This window comes from Neisseria sp. CCUG17229 (assembly GCF_047839235.1).
In the GTDB taxonomy this organism is placed as follows: domain Bacteria; phylum Pseudomonadota; class Gammaproteobacteria; order Burkholderiales; family Neisseriaceae; genus Neisseria; species Neisseria brasiliensis.
Map to the genome: position 1 here is coordinate 2163100 of NZ_CP181247.1, position 15752 is coordinate 2178851.

The 15752-nt window shown below is 51.4% G+C and carries 17 protein-coding genes; 13 read left to right on the forward strand and 4 right to left on the reverse strand.

The genetic code is table 11. From position 1 onward, the window contains the following. Positions 1-3 precede the first annotated feature (3 nt). The 3 genes from mscL to ACM67B_RS10330 form a co-directional block, all read right to left on the reverse strand. On the reverse strand, positions 4-450 hold the full coding sequence (gene mscL / locus ACM67B_RS10320) for a large conductance mechanosensitive channel protein MscL (RefSeq protein ID WP_416189545.1): 447 nt from the start codon (positions 448-450) through the stop codon (positions 4-6). Positions 451-679: 229 nt separating this feature from the next. Next, entirely contained in the window at positions 680-1465 is a 786-nt protein-coding gene (fabI, locus tag ACM67B_RS10325; protein WP_416189546.1) for an enoyl-ACP reductase FabI, read from the reverse strand. Between the two features lie 133 nt (positions 1466-1598). Beyond that, positions 1599-2810 (reverse strand): MFS transporter, encoded by a 1212-nt coding sequence (locus ACM67B_RS10330; protein WP_416189547.1) that lies wholly within the window; start codon positions 2808-2810, stop codon positions 1599-1601. A gap of 340 nt (positions 2811-3150) precedes the next feature. Between ACM67B_RS10330 and ppk1 the strand changes: the two genes are divergently transcribed. The 11 genes from ppk1 to ACM67B_RS10385 all read left to right on the forward strand — a co-directional run bounded on the left by ppk1 (position 3151) and on the right by ACM67B_RS10385 (position 11883). Further along, complete coding sequence (gene ppk1, locus ACM67B_RS10335; RefSeq protein WP_416189548.1) at positions 3151-5211, forward strand: polyphosphate kinase 1; 2061 nt, start codon at positions 3151-3153, stop codon at positions 5209-5211. Between the two features lie 464 nt (positions 5212-5675). Next, positions 5676-6479 (forward strand): ABC transporter ATP-binding protein, encoded by an 804-nt coding sequence (locus tag ACM67B_RS10340; RefSeq protein WP_100563856.1) that lies wholly within the window; start codon positions 5676-5678, stop codon positions 6477-6479. A 61-nt stretch (positions 6480-6540) separates the two neighbouring features. Further along, on the forward strand, positions 6541-7062 hold the full coding sequence (locus tag ACM67B_RS10345) for an RDD family protein (RefSeq protein WP_416189549.1): 522 nt from the start codon (positions 6541-6543) through the stop codon (positions 7060-7062). A 63-nt stretch (positions 7063-7125) separates the two neighbouring features. Further along, positions 7126-7902 carry a lipid asymmetry maintenance ABC transporter permease subunit MlaE gene (mlaE, locus tag ACM67B_RS10350; RefSeq protein ID WP_416189550.1) on the forward strand — a complete coding sequence of 259 codons (777 nt, stop codon included), beginning with the start codon at positions 7126-7128 and terminating at the stop codon, positions 7900-7902. A 5-nt stretch (positions 7903-7907) separates the two neighbouring features. Further along, positions 7908-8417, forward strand: coding sequence for an outer membrane lipid asymmetry maintenance protein MlaD (mlaD, locus tag ACM67B_RS10355; protein ID WP_095503015.1), 510 nt, complete (start codon positions 7908-7910; stop codon positions 8415-8417). Positions 8418-8453: 36 nt separating this feature from the next. Next, positions 8454-9044: an MlaC/ttg2D family ABC transporter substrate-binding protein gene (locus ACM67B_RS10360; protein ID WP_095503014.1), complete on the forward strand. Its 591-nt coding sequence runs from the start codon at positions 8454-8456 to the stop codon at positions 9042-9044. Positions 9045-9105: 61 nt separating this feature from the next. Further along, a complete protein-coding gene (locus tag ACM67B_RS10365) occupies positions 9106-9384 on the forward strand; it encodes an STAS domain-containing protein (protein WP_416189551.1) in 279 nt (92 codons plus the stop codon). Continuing rightward, positions 9381-10217 (forward strand): VacJ family lipoprotein, encoded by an 837-nt coding sequence (locus tag ACM67B_RS10370; protein WP_416189552.1) that lies wholly within the window; start codon positions 9381-9383, stop codon positions 10215-10217. The genes ACM67B_RS10365 and ACM67B_RS10370 overlap by 4 nt, the downstream gene beginning before the upstream one ends. 363 nt (positions 10218-10580) lie before the next feature. Beyond that, a complete protein-coding gene (locus ACM67B_RS10375) occupies positions 10581-10943 on the forward strand; it encodes a VacJ (protein ID WP_095503011.1) in 363 nt (120 codons plus the stop codon). A gap of 68 nt (positions 10944-11011) precedes the next feature. Further along, the gene (locus ACM67B_RS10380; protein WP_416189553.1) at positions 11012-11398 is read left to right on the forward strand and encodes an acyl-CoA thioesterase; all 387 of its coding nucleotides are present in this window, start codon (positions 11012-11014) and stop codon (positions 11396-11398) included. Continuing rightward, entirely contained in the window at positions 11395-11883 is a 489-nt protein-coding gene (locus tag ACM67B_RS10385; RefSeq protein WP_095503009.1) for a peroxiredoxin family protein, read from the forward strand. The genes ACM67B_RS10380 and ACM67B_RS10385 overlap by 4 nt, the downstream gene beginning before the upstream one ends. Before the next feature lie 67 nt (positions 11884-11950). On the opposite strand, the gene sodA is transcribed toward ACM67B_RS10385, so the two are convergent. Continuing rightward, a complete protein-coding gene (gene sodA, locus ACM67B_RS10390; RefSeq protein WP_416189554.1) occupies positions 11951-12571 on the reverse strand; it encodes a superoxide dismutase [Mn] in 621 nt (206 codons plus the stop codon). A 237-nt stretch (positions 12572-12808) separates the two neighbouring features. Here sodA and obgE point away from each other — a divergent pair, with 237 nt between their 5' ends. Both obgE and cysS read left to right on the forward strand, forming a co-directional pair. Then, positions 12809-13963, forward strand: coding sequence for a GTPase ObgE (obgE, locus tag ACM67B_RS10395; protein ID WP_416189555.1), 1155 nt, complete (start codon positions 12809-12811; stop codon positions 13961-13963). Between the two features lie 176 nt (positions 13964-14139). Next, a complete protein-coding gene (gene cysS / locus ACM67B_RS10400) occupies positions 14140-15543 on the forward strand; it encodes a cysteine--tRNA ligase (RefSeq protein ID WP_416189556.1) in 1404 nt (467 codons plus the stop codon). The last annotated feature ends 209 nt before the right edge of the window (positions 15544-15752 follow it).

The following is a 15752-nucleotide window of genomic DNA, read 5'->3' on the forward strand; positions in this document are numbered from 1 at the left end:
TGATTATTTATTGTTCAAAGAATCACGGATTTCGCGCAACAACAATACTTCTTCAGATGGCTCGGCCGGTGCTTCTTCAACAGGGGCTTCTTCGGCACGTTTCATAGAATTTAATACTTTTACCACACAGAAAATCGCAGCCGCGATAATCAGGAAGCTGATGATGGTATTGATAAACAGGCCGATGTTTAAAGTGACTGCACCGGCCGCTTTTGCTGCTTCCAGTGTGGCATAACCGGCTTCACCTGCAGGCGGTATACCTTCCTTCAAAGTGATGAACAGGTTGGAAAAATCCACGCCACCAATCAAAATACCAATAGGCGGCATAATCACGTCGTCAACCAATGACTTTACGATACCGCTGAACGCTGTGCCGACAACCATACCGACTGCCAAGTCGATCACGTTGCCGCGCATAATAAACTCTTTAAACTCTGATGCAATAGACATTACTTAAACTCCTGAAAACTGTGTGAATCAATCTCTGATTTAAAATCGAAGGCAGGCATGATAACGCTTTATTTGTTAATATTTATTTATTAAGATTAAATTTTGTATATACCCTATAAACAGCACAAATAATATATCATTTTTATCAAACAAAGGCCGTCTGAAACCAAGATGTAACTTTTTCACACCACTTTTCAGACGGCTTTTTGAATCACTACTGATTAAATTCTTACTCTTCTACGCTCAAAGCATTGATGCTGTAGCCACCGTCAACATAAGTGATTTCGCCGGTGATGCCTGAAGCCAAGTCCGACAGCAAGAATGCGGCGGCGTTGCCCACTTCTTCGATGGTCACGTTGCGACCCAGCGGATTTTGTGAGGCCACATGGCTCAACAATTTACTGAAATCGGCAATACCAGAAGCAGCCAAGGTTTTGATTGGGCCGGCAGAAATACCGTTACAACGGATGCCTTCGCGGCCAACGGCAGAAGCAGTAAAGCGGATAGCAGCTTCCAAGCTGGCTTTGGCCAAACCCATGACGTTGTAGTTCGGAATCGCGCGCACGGCACCCAAGTAGCTCAGCGCCACGATGGCAGAATTGCGGCCTTTCATCATCGGACGGGCAGCTTTAGCCAAGGCCGGCAGGCTGTAGGCAGAGGTTTCGTGCGCGGTATTGAAGGCTTCGCGGCTGATGCTGTCGAGGAAATCACCGTTCAAGGCTTCTTTTGGTGCAAAAGCAATCGCGTGTACCAAGCCGTCTAAGCCGTCCCAGCTTTTGCCCAAATCGGCGAACACTTGTTCTACTTCAGCATCGTTGTTGACATCGCAACGGAACACCAAATCAGAGCCCAATTCGGCGGCCATTTTGCGCACGCGCTCTTCTAATTTATCCACAACATAAGTAAACGCCAATTCTGCGCCTTGGTCGTGACATGCTTTGGCGATGCCGTAAGCAATCGAACGCTCGGAAATCATACCGGTAATCAGAATTTTTTTACCTTGCAAAAAACCCATTTTTTATCCTTTAAAGTGTGGTGTTGCACTGTGAATCGCTTTCACCCAATGGAAAAGCGAAGATGTTAAACGAAGCATTATAGCAAAAAGCCGTTGTTTTGGAATAAAAACAATACACTGCCGTTCAGACGGCCTAAGTATGCCGCTGCATTTGCGCCAGTGTTTTTGGATTGGCGGCAAACCAAGCCAGCAGGCATTCAATTGCCATCAGACCGGTCAACACACCCATCGATGCCGACCACGAACCGAACACATCATACAACACGCCCATGCCTAAAGGTCCGGCCACCGCAATCAAATACCCCACCGCCTGCGCCATGCCCGACAAAGAAGCGGCTTGCTGCGGCGAATCCGTGCGCAGGGCAAACAGCATCAACGCGGCAGAAAACACGGCTGAGGCACCAAATCCGGTGCACACCACCCACAGCCACATATTGGCTTGATTACCTAACCAAATGCCTGCAATGCCGACGGTTAAAATCAACGCCGCAGCCAAAATGACTTGCTGCGTTTTATATGTTTTGCCCAACAAGGCAGTAATCGACAAAGCTCCGGCCAACGAAGCCACTTGCAACAGCGAACTGTATCCGCCCGCCGCCAAAGCAGTCATGCCCTTCTCAACCAACACCGACGGCAGAAAGCTCACCACCGAATAAAACATCAGCGACTGAATACCCATAAACGCGCTGATGCACCATGCCGTTGGCGAGCGCCACACATTCAGGCCGTCTGAACGCTGCGGTGGCGTCTCTACCGCATTGGCGCGCAGATTTTTGCGTGCCACACACCACACCACCAAGGCAAAAGCAGCAAACAGCCACCACACGCCCAGCGACCAGCGCCAATTCTGCCATTGCGCCAGTGGCACCGCCCATGCCGCCGCCAAAGTGGCCGACACCGACATCGCCGCCGATAGCGTCCCCACCACCAAACCCACCCGCGTAGGCAGATTGCGTTTGGCCAAAGCCGGCAGCAGCACATTGCCCATTGCAATCGCCGCAGACAAAATAATCGTGCCCCACACTAGCAGCGTAGCGGAAGGATATGCTGAGCGCAGCGCAATGCCCGCCATCATCAGCACGATGGAACCGATCAACACGTTTTCCATGCCGAAACGCTTTGCCAACTGTGCAGCCAAAGGTGAGAACAGGGCAAATGCCAGCAAGGGCAAGGCGGCGACCATGCCCATAAACGAACCGGATACGCCAAGTTCATCACGGATAAAACCGACCACCGGCCCCAAGGCCACTAAAGGCGCGCGCAAATTGACGGCCAAAACGACCACGGCAAACAATAAAAAGCCGAGTGATAAAGCGGCAGATCGGCGCGTTTGAGATGTTTTCATCGGGTTACTCTTATTGCGTTCAGACGGCCTATTATCACTATCAGGCCGTCTGAAAAAATTGCAAAACATTGGCAATAGAAATCTTTTCAAGCATTGTAAAGGAATTTACCGGCCGACACGAACCGCCGTTTTACCTACCTATTTAGGCGGTCTGAACGCGTCAAATTCAGACGGCCTGTCATCAAACATTCACACAGCTTGAGTATGCTTGCCCGTTGCCGTTTAGCGCCCATTCAAACTCAACCGGCCACGGTTACACCGCCCTAAAAACGCGCTATACTGATATTCGATAAATGACTTTATTTTAACAAGATACCTATGCCCAAATAGGGGAAAAATTATGCCTGATCAAAACCGAATTCTCTGCCGCGAGCTGAGCCTGCTCGAATTCAACCGCCGCGTGTTGGCACAAGCACAAGACCCAAGCGTGCCGCTGTTGGAACGTTTGCGTTTTCTGTGCATCGTGTCGTCTAACTTAGATGAATTTTTTGAAGTGCGCGTCGCTTCGTTGAAACGCGACCAAAAGCTCCGTCCGCATATTGTGCTCGACAACGGCAAAACGCCGTCTGAAACGCTTGAAGATGTTTCCGTGCAGGCACATGCCTTGATTGAAGAACAATACGCGCTGTTTAATGAAGTGTTGCAACCGGAACTGGCCAAACAAGGCATTCATTTCTACCGCCGCCACACGTGGACGCCCGAGCAGCAAAAATGGATTAACGAATATTTCGACAACGAATTGATGCCGATTTTGACCCCCATCGGCCTTGATCCGTCGCATCCCTTCCCGCGCGTGTTGAACAAATCCCTTAACTTTGCCGTAGAATTGGAAGGCACCGATGCCTTCGGCCGCCCGTCCAGCATGGCGATTGTGCAAGCGCCGCGCATTTTGCCGCGCGTGGTGAAAATGCCGTCTGAAATTTGCGATGGCAATGAAGGTTTCGTGTTCCTGTCGTCTATTTTGCACGCGCATGTGCATAAGCTGTTTTTAGGCATGGAAGTCAAAGGCTGCCACCAATTCCGCCTAACACGCGACAGCGATTTGACCGTTGACGACGATGATTTAGAAAACCTGCGCACCGCCATTCAGAGCGAATTACGCGACCGCGAGTACGGCGACGGCGTGCGCTTGGAAGTGGCCGATACCTGTCCGCAACATATCTGCCAGTTCCTGCTCAACCAATTCAAATTGAAACCATCCGAAGTATATCAGGTAAAGGGACCAGTCAATCTGGTGCGTTTGAATGCCGTGCCTGATTTAGTTGACCGCCCCGATTTGAAATTTGCCCCACCGGCAACGGTAGGCCGTCTGAAAAAATTGGGCAAAAACGGCTCTGTTTTGGACTTAGCCAGGCAAGGTCCGATATTACTGCACCATCCTTACCAGTCGTTTGACCCAGTGGTTCAAATGATTCGCGAGGCGGCCAGCGATCCTGATGTGTTGGCCGTCAAGATGACGATTTACCGCACCGGCAGCAATTCTGAATTGGTTAAAGCGCTGATGCGTGCCGCGTTGGCAGGCAAACAAGTGACTGTAGTGGTCGAACTGATGGCGCGCTTCGACGAAGCCAACAACGTCAGCTGGGCACAGCAATTGGAAAATGTCGGTGCACACGTGGTGTACGGTGTATTCGGTTACAAAGTGCACGCCAAAATGGCCTTGGTGATCCGCCGCGAAGAAGGCCGTCTGAAAAGCTATGCGCACTTGGGCACGGGCAACTATCACCAAGGCACATCGCGCATCTACACCGACTTTGGTTTGATTACCGATGATGCCGCCATTACCGCCGATGTAAACACCTTATTCATGGAAATCACCGGCTTGGGCAAACCAGGCCGCCTGAACAAGCTCTATCAAAGCCCATTTACGCTGCATCCGATGATTATTAACCGTATTCAGCAAGAAACAGAAAATGCTCGCGCCGGTAAACCGGCCAAAATCATCGCCAAGATGAATTCTTTGATTGAGCCAAGCGTGATCGAAGCCTTGTATGCCGCCAGTGCCGCCGGTGTGCAAATCGACCTGATTGTGCGTGGCATGTGTACCCTGCGCCCCGGCGTGAAAGGCTTGTCGGACAACATCCGTGTGCGTTCCATCATCGGCCGCCAGCTCGAACACTCGCGCATTTTCTACTTCTACAACAGCGGTAAAGAAGACACCTATATTTCCAGCGCCGACTGGATGGGACGCAACTTCTTCCGCCGCATCGAAGTGGCCACGCCGATTCTTGACCCCACGCTGAAAACGCGTGTAATTCGCGAAGGTTTGACCATGGCATTGGAAGACAATACCAAAGCATGGGAAATGCAGCCTGATGGCTCGTATATCCGCGTTCAAGCTGCAGAAGGCGAAGCATTGGTGAATCTGCAAGAAGATTTGTGGGCGATGTACAGCCAATAATTTGCTGTTTATTGTCACTTGATAACCAGATAACAGGCCGTCTGAACCTATTGTTTTCAGACGGCCTGTTACCTTTGCAAATACCCATCTTTGGTACATTTTCTCATTATGTGTCATTCGAAAACTTGTCTCTCTTCATGATGGAGCCTGTACATGCTGTGCTGCACTCATTTCCAACCACATTCAAATCCGAGGTTTTGAAAAGAGTTTCTGACTGTCCTAATTCTTTCTTGCACCAAACCATACAACCCCTATTCCTAAATTCTTCCTTACCCAATCCGACACCAAATTACATACAAAGATGCATGCTGCTGCGCGATTACCACCCGCCGAAATCCGCCAATGCCTTATCTTTTCACGCGTTTTAACAAATTATTAAAGCACTTAAGGCCGTCTGAAATTGCCCTAAAGCAGTATAGGCATTAAAATACAGGTAATTAAAATACATCCAACCCGCTTTCTTTATGAACCCAACGCCCTTTATCGAAATGAAAGACGTGGCTTTTGCCTATGGCGACCGCCCGATTCTGAGCAACATCAATTTCACGATTGAGCAAGGGGCGTTTGCGGCCGTGATGGGTGGCTCGGGCAGCGGCAAAACCACGCTAATGCGCTTAATTACCGGCCAGATTCATCCGCAACAGGGGCAGGTATTGATTGAAGGCCGCGATTTGGCCAAATTTTCCGCCGCCGAATTACACGAACACCGCCGCCGCATGGGGGTTTTGTTCCAACACGGCGCGCTGTTTACCGATTTGACCGTGTTCGACAACGTGGCATTTCCCATGCGCGAATTAACCAAGCTGCCTGAAGCGGTGATTCGCGATTTGGTGTTGCTGAAACTCAATGCCGTCGGTTTGCGCGGCGTGGAAAAATTGATGCCGTCTGAACTTTCCGGCGGCATGGCGCGGCGTGTGGCCTTGGCGCGCACCATCGCGCTTGACCCTGAAATCATGCTGTATGACGAGCCGTTTACCGGTCTCGACCCGATTTCGCTGGGCGTGATTGCCCATTTAATCAGCCGCGCCAATACCGCGCTGCGTTCGACCAGCGTGATGGTGACGCACGATATTGAAAAATCTCTGCAAATCGTCGATCAAGTGATTTTTTTGGCACACGGCGAAATCATGTTCAGCGGCTCGCCTGCCGAAATGCGCGAACTCGATTCGCCGTGGGTGCAGCAGTTTGTCGGCGGCTTGGCCGATGGGCCGGTGGCTTACCGTTATCCGGCGCAAACGACTTTACAGCAGGATTTATTGGGCGGTTAAGAATACGCATTCATACGGCCTGATGCATGATGAAGGCCGTATGAAACATAAGGAGACGCCAATGCCTTCTACCCCATATAAAATTCGCTCGGGCACCACAGCCGTAGCCATCAACGATGCCGCTGCCAAACTCGGCCTGAACTTGGCCTCCCCATGGAAACGCTTGGGCGCGGTGTTGATTAACCAATTTTTTGCAACGGTGTGTTTTATCGTGATGGTGGCCGTATTCAGCCTGACCGACCAATACACGCTCAATACGGATGCCTTTTTGTTTATCAACTTGGGCACTTTTTTACTGTTGCTGCTGTTTTATCTCGGTGTGCAGCTTCATTTTATCCGCCGCCACGGCCAAACTGTCGGCAAGCGGCTGATGAAGATTCGGCCAGTATTGGAAGCAACAGGCGAGCGGCTGACCACGGCGCAATATGTGTTCAAACGCGAACTATTGATTTACGCCATCAACAGCTTAGTCGGCCTGCCCATATTGATTAATGCTTTTTTGGTGCTTTCGCGCGGCTACAACCGTCGTTCGCTGGAAGACATGTTGGCCAAAACCATTGTGGTGGATGCACCCGACCATTAAACCTTTTTCCGGTTTCAGACGGCCTAATAAATAGGCCGTCTGAAAGATAACTGTTTTAAAAATATGAATTTTATCCAATCCGTCGGCTCAAAAACCTTGGGCTTTATCCAATCTCTCGGCAGCGTGACCCTGTTTCTGCTGCAAATTCTGGCGAAATCGGCCACGGCGTTTACCCGCCCGCGTCTGAGTATCCGTCAGATTTATTTTGCCGGCGTGATGTCGGTCTTGATTATTGCCGTTTCGGGCTTATTTGTCGGCATGGTACTCGGTTTGCAAGGCTACACCCAATTGGCAAAATTCAAAGCTGCTGATGTATTGGGCTATATGGTGGCCGCTTCCCTGTTGCGTGAATTGGGGCCGGTATTGGCGGCGATTTTGTTTGCCAGCAGCGCAGGTGGTGCCATGACCAGCGAAATCGGTCTGATGAAAACCACCGAACAGCTTGAAGCTATGAATGTGATGGCGGTCGATCCCGTTGCCCGCGTGGTGGCACCGCGCTTTTGGGCGGGCGTGTTTTCCATGCCGCTTTTGGCTTCGATTTTCAACGTGGCCGGCATTTTCGGCGGCTATCTGGTCGGCGTACAGTGGCTGGGCTTGGACAGCGGCATTTTCTGGTCGCAAATGCAAAGCAACATGACCATCAGCTACGATGTCATCAACGGCCTGATTAAATCAGTGGCTTTCGGTATCGCCGTGACGCTGATTGCCGTGCACCAAGGTTTTCACTGCGTGCAGACTTCCGAAGGGATTTTACGCGCCAGCACACGCACGGTGGTGTCTTCCGCCCTGACTATTTTGGCAATTGATTTTGTTTTAACCGCATGGATGTTTACTGAGTAACGACAATGAAAAAAAGTATTTTAGAATTTTGGGTCGGTTTGTTTGTTTTGTTAGGCGTAGTGGCCGTCGGTTTTTTGGCCTTCCGCGTAGCAGGCGGCTCCGGCATGGGCAGTGCGCAGCAAACCTACACCGTGTATGCCGATTTCAGCGACATCGGCGGTTTGAAATCGAATGCGCCGGTTAAATCCGCAGGCGTATTGGTCGGCCGCGTGTCCGCTATTACGCTCGACCCGAAAAGCTATCAAGCACGTGTGACCCTGAATCTCGACAAACAATACGAATTCAGCACAGACGTTTCCGCCCAAATCCTCACTTCCGGCCTGTTGGGTGAACAATACATCGGCCTGATGCAAGGCGGCGATATGGACAATCTGGCCGAAGGCGACACCATCAGCGTCACCAGCTCGGCCATGGTATTGGAAAACTTAATCGGTAAATTCATGACCAGCTTTGCCGAAAAACAATCTGGCGACTCTGATGCAGCCACTTCGGCCAACGCAGATTCTGCCCCATAAACACAACAATATTTTTAATTTAGGAATACACAAATCATGAAAAAATCAGCATTCTTCAGCGCCTTGAGCATTGGTTTATTGAGCATCAGCTTAGCGGCTGCCGCGCCTGCCGATGCCGTGAACCAAATCCGCCAAAACGCGACTCAGGTTCTGACCATCTTGAAAAGCGGCGATGCCAACACCGCCCGCCGCAAAGCCGAAGCCTACGCCATGCCTTATTTCGATTTCCAACGCATGACTGCTCTGGCCGTGGGCAACCCTTGGCGCACCGCCACTGATGCGCAAAAACAGGCTTTGACCAAAGAATTCCAAACCCTGTTGATCCGCACCTACTCCGGCACCATGATGAAATTCAAAAATGCCAAAGTGAATGTGAAAGACAATCCGGTGGTTGCCCGCAACGGTAAAGAAATCACCGTGCGCGCTGAAGTGAGCGCCGCCGGCGAAAAACCGGTCAACATGGATTTCACCACCTACCAAAGCGGCAACCGCTACCGCGTGTACAACGTGGCCGTTGAAGGCGCGAGCTTGGTCACCGTGTACCGCAACCAATTCGGCGAAACCGTTAAAGCCAAAGGCATCGACGGCCTGATTGCCGACTTAAAAGCCAAAAACAGCGGCAAATAATCCTTAAGCGCACGGCTTTAGCCGTGCCTTTTTACGCCAAACTGCATAGACTCAAAACCTCATGAATTCAGAACTTCGCGACAACGTGCTGTATCTCAGCGGCGACATCACCGTCAAAACCGTCACCGATTCAGCCTACCGCCAATTCGAACAGCAATGCCGTCTGAACGAAACCAACGCGCTTGATTTAAGCCATGTCAGCCGCGCCGATTCCGCCTGCGTATCGCTGCTGCTGACCGCATTGCGTTTAAAAAACAAAGCCGTCGAACTGCGCCACATTCCCGAATCGGTGCGTGCGCTGGCTGATTTGTATGAAATTAAAGACTGGGTGACCCCATGAAAAAAACTGCTGCTTCCCTGCTGCTCATCGGCTTATTCGCCGCCCAACCGGCTTTTGCCGAACGCAATCCGGCCGACCCTTACGAGCCTTACAATCGCGCCGTCTCCAAGTTTAACGACAAAGCCGACCAATACGTCATGACACCCGTTGCCCGCGGCTACCGCAAAGTCACGCCACAGCCCGTGCGCACCGGCGTGAGCAATTTCTTCAACAACTTGCGTGACGTGGTCAGCTTCGGCAGCAACGTATTGCGTCTCGACATCAAACGCGCCAGCGAAGATTTGGTGCGTGTCGGCCTGAATACCACCTTCGGCTTGGGCGGTTTGATTGACGTGGCAGGCGCAGGCGGCGTGCCGAACAATAAAAATTCCTTGGGCGACACCATGGCTTCATGGGGCTGGAAAAACAGCAATTACTTTGTCGTGCCGCTGCTTGGCCCTTCTACCGTGCGCGACACCTTGGGTAATGCCGTCACCACCGTTTATCCGGTGAAAAATGCCGTGTTTGAAACCAGCGCCGGCCGCTGGAGCACCACTGCACTCAACGCCGTCAACACCCGCGAAAATCTGCTTGATTTGACCGACAGCTTGGAAGGTGCCGCCATCGACAAATACAGTTACACCCGCGATTTATACATGCGCGTGCGCAATCAGCAAACCGGCGGCCAAGCCGTGCAAAATGCCGACGAAGATATCGACATCGATGATTTGGTCGACAGCGGCAGCACCACACAAAACGCGCCTATCGAAGCAGCCGAACTCGACACCGCCGCTCCGACAGACGACTGGGAAAATCTCCAGCCGGCCGACAGCGGCATGATCCGCTTGGATTAATTTGTCGTAAAGTTTACAGACCGAGACCTTTGCAAAACCCCAAATTTGAGTACAGTTCAAAGTTGTAGCAGCACAGAAAGCGCAGACATATCACAAAGATAGGCAAGCTTTCGAGCAGCACACAACGAAGAAATGTGCCAAAGATAGGGATTTTGCAAAGGTCTCGGGCCGTTTGAAACCTATATTGCGTTCAGACGGCCTCAATACTTTATAAACCCCGATGTGAGTGTCATTCAACATCACACCGCGCATAACAAAAAATGTGCCGAGAGCTTTGCATGACACCACCTTTGGGCTATTATTCCATTACGGTCAGCGCCAAAAGACCGGGTCAACCGCTCTACTCAACAAAAGGAAACCACCATGTACGAAGTCAACCGCAGCGTCTTTTTACTCGTGCCGCTCGATCCATTTTGGAACTGGCTGCAATCTCTGCCCGGCAACCATCTGGCCGATTTGACTTTGGAAGATTTACAGGCCGATGCCAATGCCTATCTCGTGCGCCCGTGCGAAACTTCTGATGAAGTGTGGGACGAAATCGAATCGCGCTTTGAAGACATTTTTGCCGCCGAACTGGCCGACTGGTGCGAAGACGAAAGCGAATGGCCGGATTTGCACGCCGATATTTTCAACGAATGGTTTGATATCCAGCTCTCCACCGTCATCACCGACTTGGAAGCCGAACCGTTGGCGCGTGAAGCGTTTCAACCCTTGAATTTGAATTAATTTCCTTGATAGGCCGTCTGAAAACACATAGCCTGCATCGCCCTATTTTCAGACGACCTCATAAACCCATGAACATCCGCGTCCGCAATTACCACATCGACAGCTACGGCCACGTCAACCACGCGCGCTATCTTGAGTTTCTCGAAGAAGCGCGCTGGACGTTTTTCGACCAACGCGGTTTACTATCGCTGCTGGACAACGTGCATTTGGTTGTCGCCCGTATCGACATCCGCTACCGCCGCCCCACTGTTGACGGCAACGAATTGCGCGTACACAGCCACATCAAAGAATTAACCGCGCGCCACCTGCTGCTGACGCAAACCATCGAATTGGTACACAGCGGCAAAAACGCCATTGAAGCCGACATCACGCTGATGCCCGTCGATGCCGCCAGCGGCCACAGCATCCGCTTTCCCGACAAACTGTTAACCTCACTCGAATCCTTTATCGCATGAAAAAACTGATTACCCTCGCCGCCGTGGCCATTGTCGGCGCATTGCTGGCCTTTATCCTGATTCCCGACAACAAATCCGCACCGCCATTCAGCCTGACCGATTTGCAAGGCCAAACGGTTAACAACGCCAGCCTGCAAGGTAAGGTGACCTTTATCAATTTCTGGTTCCCGTCCTGCCCCGGCTGCGTGAGCGAAATGCCGAAAGTCATCAAAATGGCCAACGATTATCAGGGCAAAGATTTCCAAGTGTTGGGCATTGCCGAGCCGATTGACCCGATTGAGAGCGTGCATCAATACGTCAAAGAATACGGTCTGCCGTTTACCGTGATGTACGACAACGACGGTATCGTCGGCAAAGCCTTCGGCACGCAGGTTTACCCCACTTCCGTGCTCATCAACAAAAAAGGCGAAATCCTGAAAACCTTCGTTGGCGAACCGGATTTCAACAAGCTTTATCAAGAAATTGATCAAGAATTGGCGAAGTAATTCATGATGTTAAAAGGCCGTCTGGAACCCAAAGTTTCAGACGGCCTTTCCTTCAATCCATCAGCGATTAGGCTTTTTCTTCAAAACGCTTCGCCGCTTCGTCCCAATTCACCACATTCCAAAATGCTTTGATGTAGTCCGGACGGCGGTTTTGGTATTGCAGGTAGTAGGCGTGTTCCCACACGTCCAAACCGATAATCGGGTAGCCTTTGCAGCCGGCCACGTCTTCACCCATCAGCGGCGAATCTTGGTTGGCGGTTGACACCACTTTCAAGCGGTCGCCGTCCAACACCAGCCATGCCCAGCCCGAACCGAAACGGCTGGCGGCAGCTTTTTCAAATTCGGCTTTGAATTCATCTACCGAACCGAAATCGCGCTCGATGGTTTCTTTCAGACGGCCTTGTAAGGTTGTGCCGGTTTTTAGATTTTTCCAAAAGAAAGAGTGGTTGGCATGGCCGCCGGCATTGTTGCGCAACACGGTTTGCTTATCGGTCGGCAATTCTTTCAAGCGTGCAATCAGCTCTTCTGCCGGCAAGTCGGCAAACTCGGGCAGCGATTCCAACGCCGCATTGGCATTGTTGACATAAGCCTGATGGTGCTTGGTGTGGTGGATGTTCATCGTCATTTCATCGAAATGCGGCTCCAAGGCATCGTAGGCGTAACCCAGTTCCGGTAAAGTATAAGCCATGTGCGTTCCTTTCTGTGTGCAGTTGTGTGCGGTTAATTAAACAATATTGATATTAATTTCTATTTACAAAATATGCAAGCCCAACCGCACGCTGAAGATAAGCACACAAGCCCTTGACTTATCCTTTATAATAACTCTCAACCCATTATTTTTTCAGACGGCCTGCTTTTTTATTTCAACCATCTCACCATAGGCCGTCTGAAACACCAAACAACTTTTAAAAATATTGAGAACCGAATGAAATTTATTGATGAAGCAAAAATCGAAGTGGTCGCCGGTAAAGGCGGCAACGGCGCAGCCAGTTTCCGCCGTGAAAAATTCGTGCCGCGCGGCGGCCCCGATGGCGGCGACGGCGGCAAAGGCGGCAGCGTGTGGGCGGAAGCCGATGAAAACTTAAACACCTTAGTCGAATACCGTTTTGTGAAGCGCTACCAAGCCAAAAATGGCGAAAAAGGCCACGGTGCCGACCGCTACGGCGCAGGCGCGGACGACATTACCCTGCACATGCCCGTCGGCACGCTGATTCGCGACATCGATACCGACGAAATCGTCGCCGATCTCACCCACCACGGCCAGCGCGTTTGTTTGGCACGGGGCGGCAAAGGCGGTTTGGGCAACATCCATTTCAAATCATCGGTCAACCGCGCACCGAAGCAAGCCACACCGGGCGAAGAAGGCGAAGCGCGTTCGCTGCAATTGGAATTGAAAGTGTTGGCCGATGTTGGACTGCTCGGTATGCCGAATGCCGGCAAATCTACGCTAATTTCCGCTGTGTCCGCTGCCCGCCCGAAAGTGGCCGATTACCCGTTCACCACCTTACACCCCAACTTGGGCGTGGTGCGCATGGACGAAAACAACAGCTTCGTCATGGCCGACATTCCCGGCCTGATTGAAGGCGCGGCAGAAGGCGCCGGCTTGGGTCACCGCTTTCTGAAACACCTCTCGCGTACCGGCCTGTTACTGCACGTGGTCGATTTGGCACCGTTTGACGAAACCGTCAACCCCGCCGAAGAAGCCTTGGCCATCATCAACGAATTGCGCAAATACGACGAAGAACTCCACGCCAAACCGCGCTGGCTGGTGCTGAACAAATTCGACATGCTCGATGACGAAGAAGCCGAACGCCGCACCGCCGAATTCCTCGAACAAATCGGCTGGGATTATCCTGCACCCGACGACCGCTTCGAATTCGACATGACCACCCCGCGCCTGTTTAAAATCAGCGCACTGGCACACCAAGGCACGCAAGATTTGGTGCGCCAAATCAGCATGTATCTGAACGAGAAAAAACGTTTGGACGCAGAAAAAGCCGCCGCAGAAAAAGCAGCGGCCGCTCTGGAGATTGCCGAGAATCAGCCGAAAACCGATACCAGCGTGTTTAAGGCAGAGTGATAAAGTTTCAGACGGCCTTTCAATCATTAAGGCCGTCTGAATATTTCCGTCTGAATATGTAGTGGGTGTGAACCCACCATTCTCAGGTACATAAATCCAAATGGTGGGCTCACACCCACCCTACGCGTTAAAAGTCTTTCGCAAAATTTACTTCTTTATATTCAATAGAAACCCCCATGCTAACCATCTACAACACCCTAACCCGTCAAAAAGAACCCTTCACCCCCATCGACCCAGCCAATGTGCGCATGTACGTTTGCGGCATGACCGTGTACGACTATTGCCACCTCGGCCATGCGCGTGTGATGGTAGTGTTTGACATGATTGCACGCTGGCTGCGTGAACGTGATTATCCGCTCACGTATGTGCGCAACATCACCGATATTGACGACAAAATCATTGTGCGCGCGGCGGAAAACGGCGAGACCATCGGCGAGTTGACGGCGCGTTTTATTGAAGCGATGAACGAAGACGCGGCGGCTTTGGGCGTGTTGCGTCCGGATGTCGAGCCGAAAGCCACGGAAAATATTCCACAGATGATCGCGATGATTGAACGCTTAATTGCCAAGGGCAAGGCGTATGCGGCGGAGAATGGCGATGTGTATTACGCCGTGCGCGAGTTTGCTGCTTACGGCCAGCTTTCGGGCAAATCGCTGGATGATTTGCGCGCGGGCGAACGCGTGGAAGTGGATGGTTTCAAACGCGACCCGTTGGATTTTGTGCTGTGGAAAGCGGCCAAAGCGGGCGAACCGGCTTGGGAAAGCCCGTGGGGGCAAGGCCGTCCGGGTTGGCATATCGAATGCTCGGCGATGAGTGAAAATCTCTTTGGCGACACGTTCGACATTCACGGCGGCGGCGCGGATTTGCAGTTCCCACACCATGAAAACGAAATCGCCCAAAGCGTTGGTGCCCACGGCCATTCGTGCGGTCACAACCACGGCGGCAAATCGATTGAAAGCCATGTGAAATATTGGCTGCACAATGGTTTTATCCGTGTTGACGGCGAAAAAATGTCGAAATCGCTGGGCAATTTCTTCACCATCCGCGATGTGTTGAAAGCATACGATGCCGAAGTGGTGCGCTTCTTTATTTTACGCGCACATTACCGCAGCCCGCTGAATTATTCCGATGCCCATTTGGACGATGCCAAAGGCTCGTTGACGCGTTTGTACACCGCGCTGAAAAACACCACGCCGTCTGAAAGCTTTGATGCAGACAACGATTATGTGCGCCGCTTCCAAGCTGCGATGGACGACGATTTCGACACCGTGCAGGCCATGGCGGTGTTGTTTGAGCTGGCGAATGAAGTCAACAAAACGCAAAACGCCGACCTCGCTGCCTGCCTGAAACATTTGGGCGGCACCATCGGCCTGTTGCAACGCGACCCAACTGAGTTTTTACAAGGCGGCAGCGTTTCAGACGGCCTGTCTAACGAAGAAATCGAAGCGCTGATCGAAGCCCGCAAACAGGCGCGCGCCGATAAGAATTGGGCGGAATCCGACCGTATCCGTGATGTATTGGCAGCAGAAAACATTATTCTGGAAGACAAATCCGGCGTGACCACTTGGCGCCGTGGCTAAAACCTGACAAGACCTGATTCAATCGGTTGAATAAGCTTCGTTTGGTCTGATATTTTTCAGGCTAAACGGAGCTTTTTTTCATGATGTTTTGCCAAATCTTCTGCCGAAATCATCAAAATATTAATATTTTGTGACCGGTAAACCATTAATGACATCGATGTCTTTATCTCATCGATATAAATCAATTACAAACAACAACATAATAAATC

Bases quoted from the DNA above. Each gene is read 5' to 3' on its own strand.
- mscL (WP_416189545.1), bottom strand. From the start codon at position 450: ATGTCTATTGCATCAGAGTTTAAAGAGTTTATTATGCGCGGCAACGTG.
- fabI (WP_416189546.1), bottom strand. From the start codon at position 1,465: ATGGGTTTTTTGCAAGGTAAAAAAATTCTGATTACCGGTATGATTTCC.
- ACM67B_RS10330 (WP_416189547.1), bottom strand. From the start codon at position 2,810: ATGAAAACATCTCAAACGCGCCGATCTGCCGCTTTATCACTCGGCTTT.
- ppk1 (WP_416189548.1), top strand. From the start codon at position 3,151: ATGCCTGATCAAAACCGAATTCTCTGCCGCGAGCTGAGCCTGCTCGAA.
- ACM67B_RS10340 (WP_100563856.1), top strand. From the start codon at position 5,676: ATGAACCCAACGCCCTTTATCGAAATGAAAGACGTGGCTTTTGCCTAT.
- ACM67B_RS10345 (WP_416189549.1), top strand. From the start codon at position 6,541: ATGCCTTCTACCCCATATAAAATTCGCTCGGGCACCACAGCCGTAGCC.
- mlaE (WP_416189550.1), top strand. From the start codon at position 7,126: ATGAATTTTATCCAATCCGTCGGCTCAAAAACCTTGGGCTTTATCCAA.
- mlaD (WP_095503015.1), top strand. From the start codon at position 7,908: ATGAAAAAAAGTATTTTAGAATTTTGGGTCGGTTTGTTTGTTTTGTTA.
- ACM67B_RS10360 (WP_095503014.1), top strand. From the start codon at position 8,454: ATGAAAAAATCAGCATTCTTCAGCGCCTTGAGCATTGGTTTATTGAGC.
- ACM67B_RS10365 (WP_416189551.1), top strand. From the start codon at position 9,106: ATGAATTCAGAACTTCGCGACAACGTGCTGTATCTCAGCGGCGACATC.
- ACM67B_RS10370 (WP_416189552.1), top strand. From the start codon at position 9,381: ATGAAAAAAACTGCTGCTTCCCTGCTGCTCATCGGCTTATTCGCCGCC.
- ACM67B_RS10375 (WP_095503011.1), top strand. From the start codon at position 10,581: ATGTACGAAGTCAACCGCAGCGTCTTTTTACTCGTGCCGCTCGATCCA.
- ACM67B_RS10380 (WP_416189553.1), top strand. From the start codon at position 11,012: ATGAACATCCGCGTCCGCAATTACCACATCGACAGCTACGGCCACGTC.
- ACM67B_RS10385 (WP_095503009.1), top strand. From the start codon at position 11,395: ATGAAAAAACTGATTACCCTCGCCGCCGTGGCCATTGTCGGCGCATTG.
- sodA (WP_416189554.1), bottom strand. From the start codon at position 12,571: ATGGCTTATACTTTACCGGAACTGGGTTACGCCTACGATGCCTTGGAG.
- obgE (WP_416189555.1), top strand. From the start codon at position 12,809: ATGAAATTTATTGATGAAGCAAAAATCGAAGTGGTCGCCGGTAAAGGC.
- cysS (WP_416189556.1), top strand. From the start codon at position 14,140: ATGCTAACCATCTACAACACCCTAACCCGTCAAAAAGAACCCTTCACC.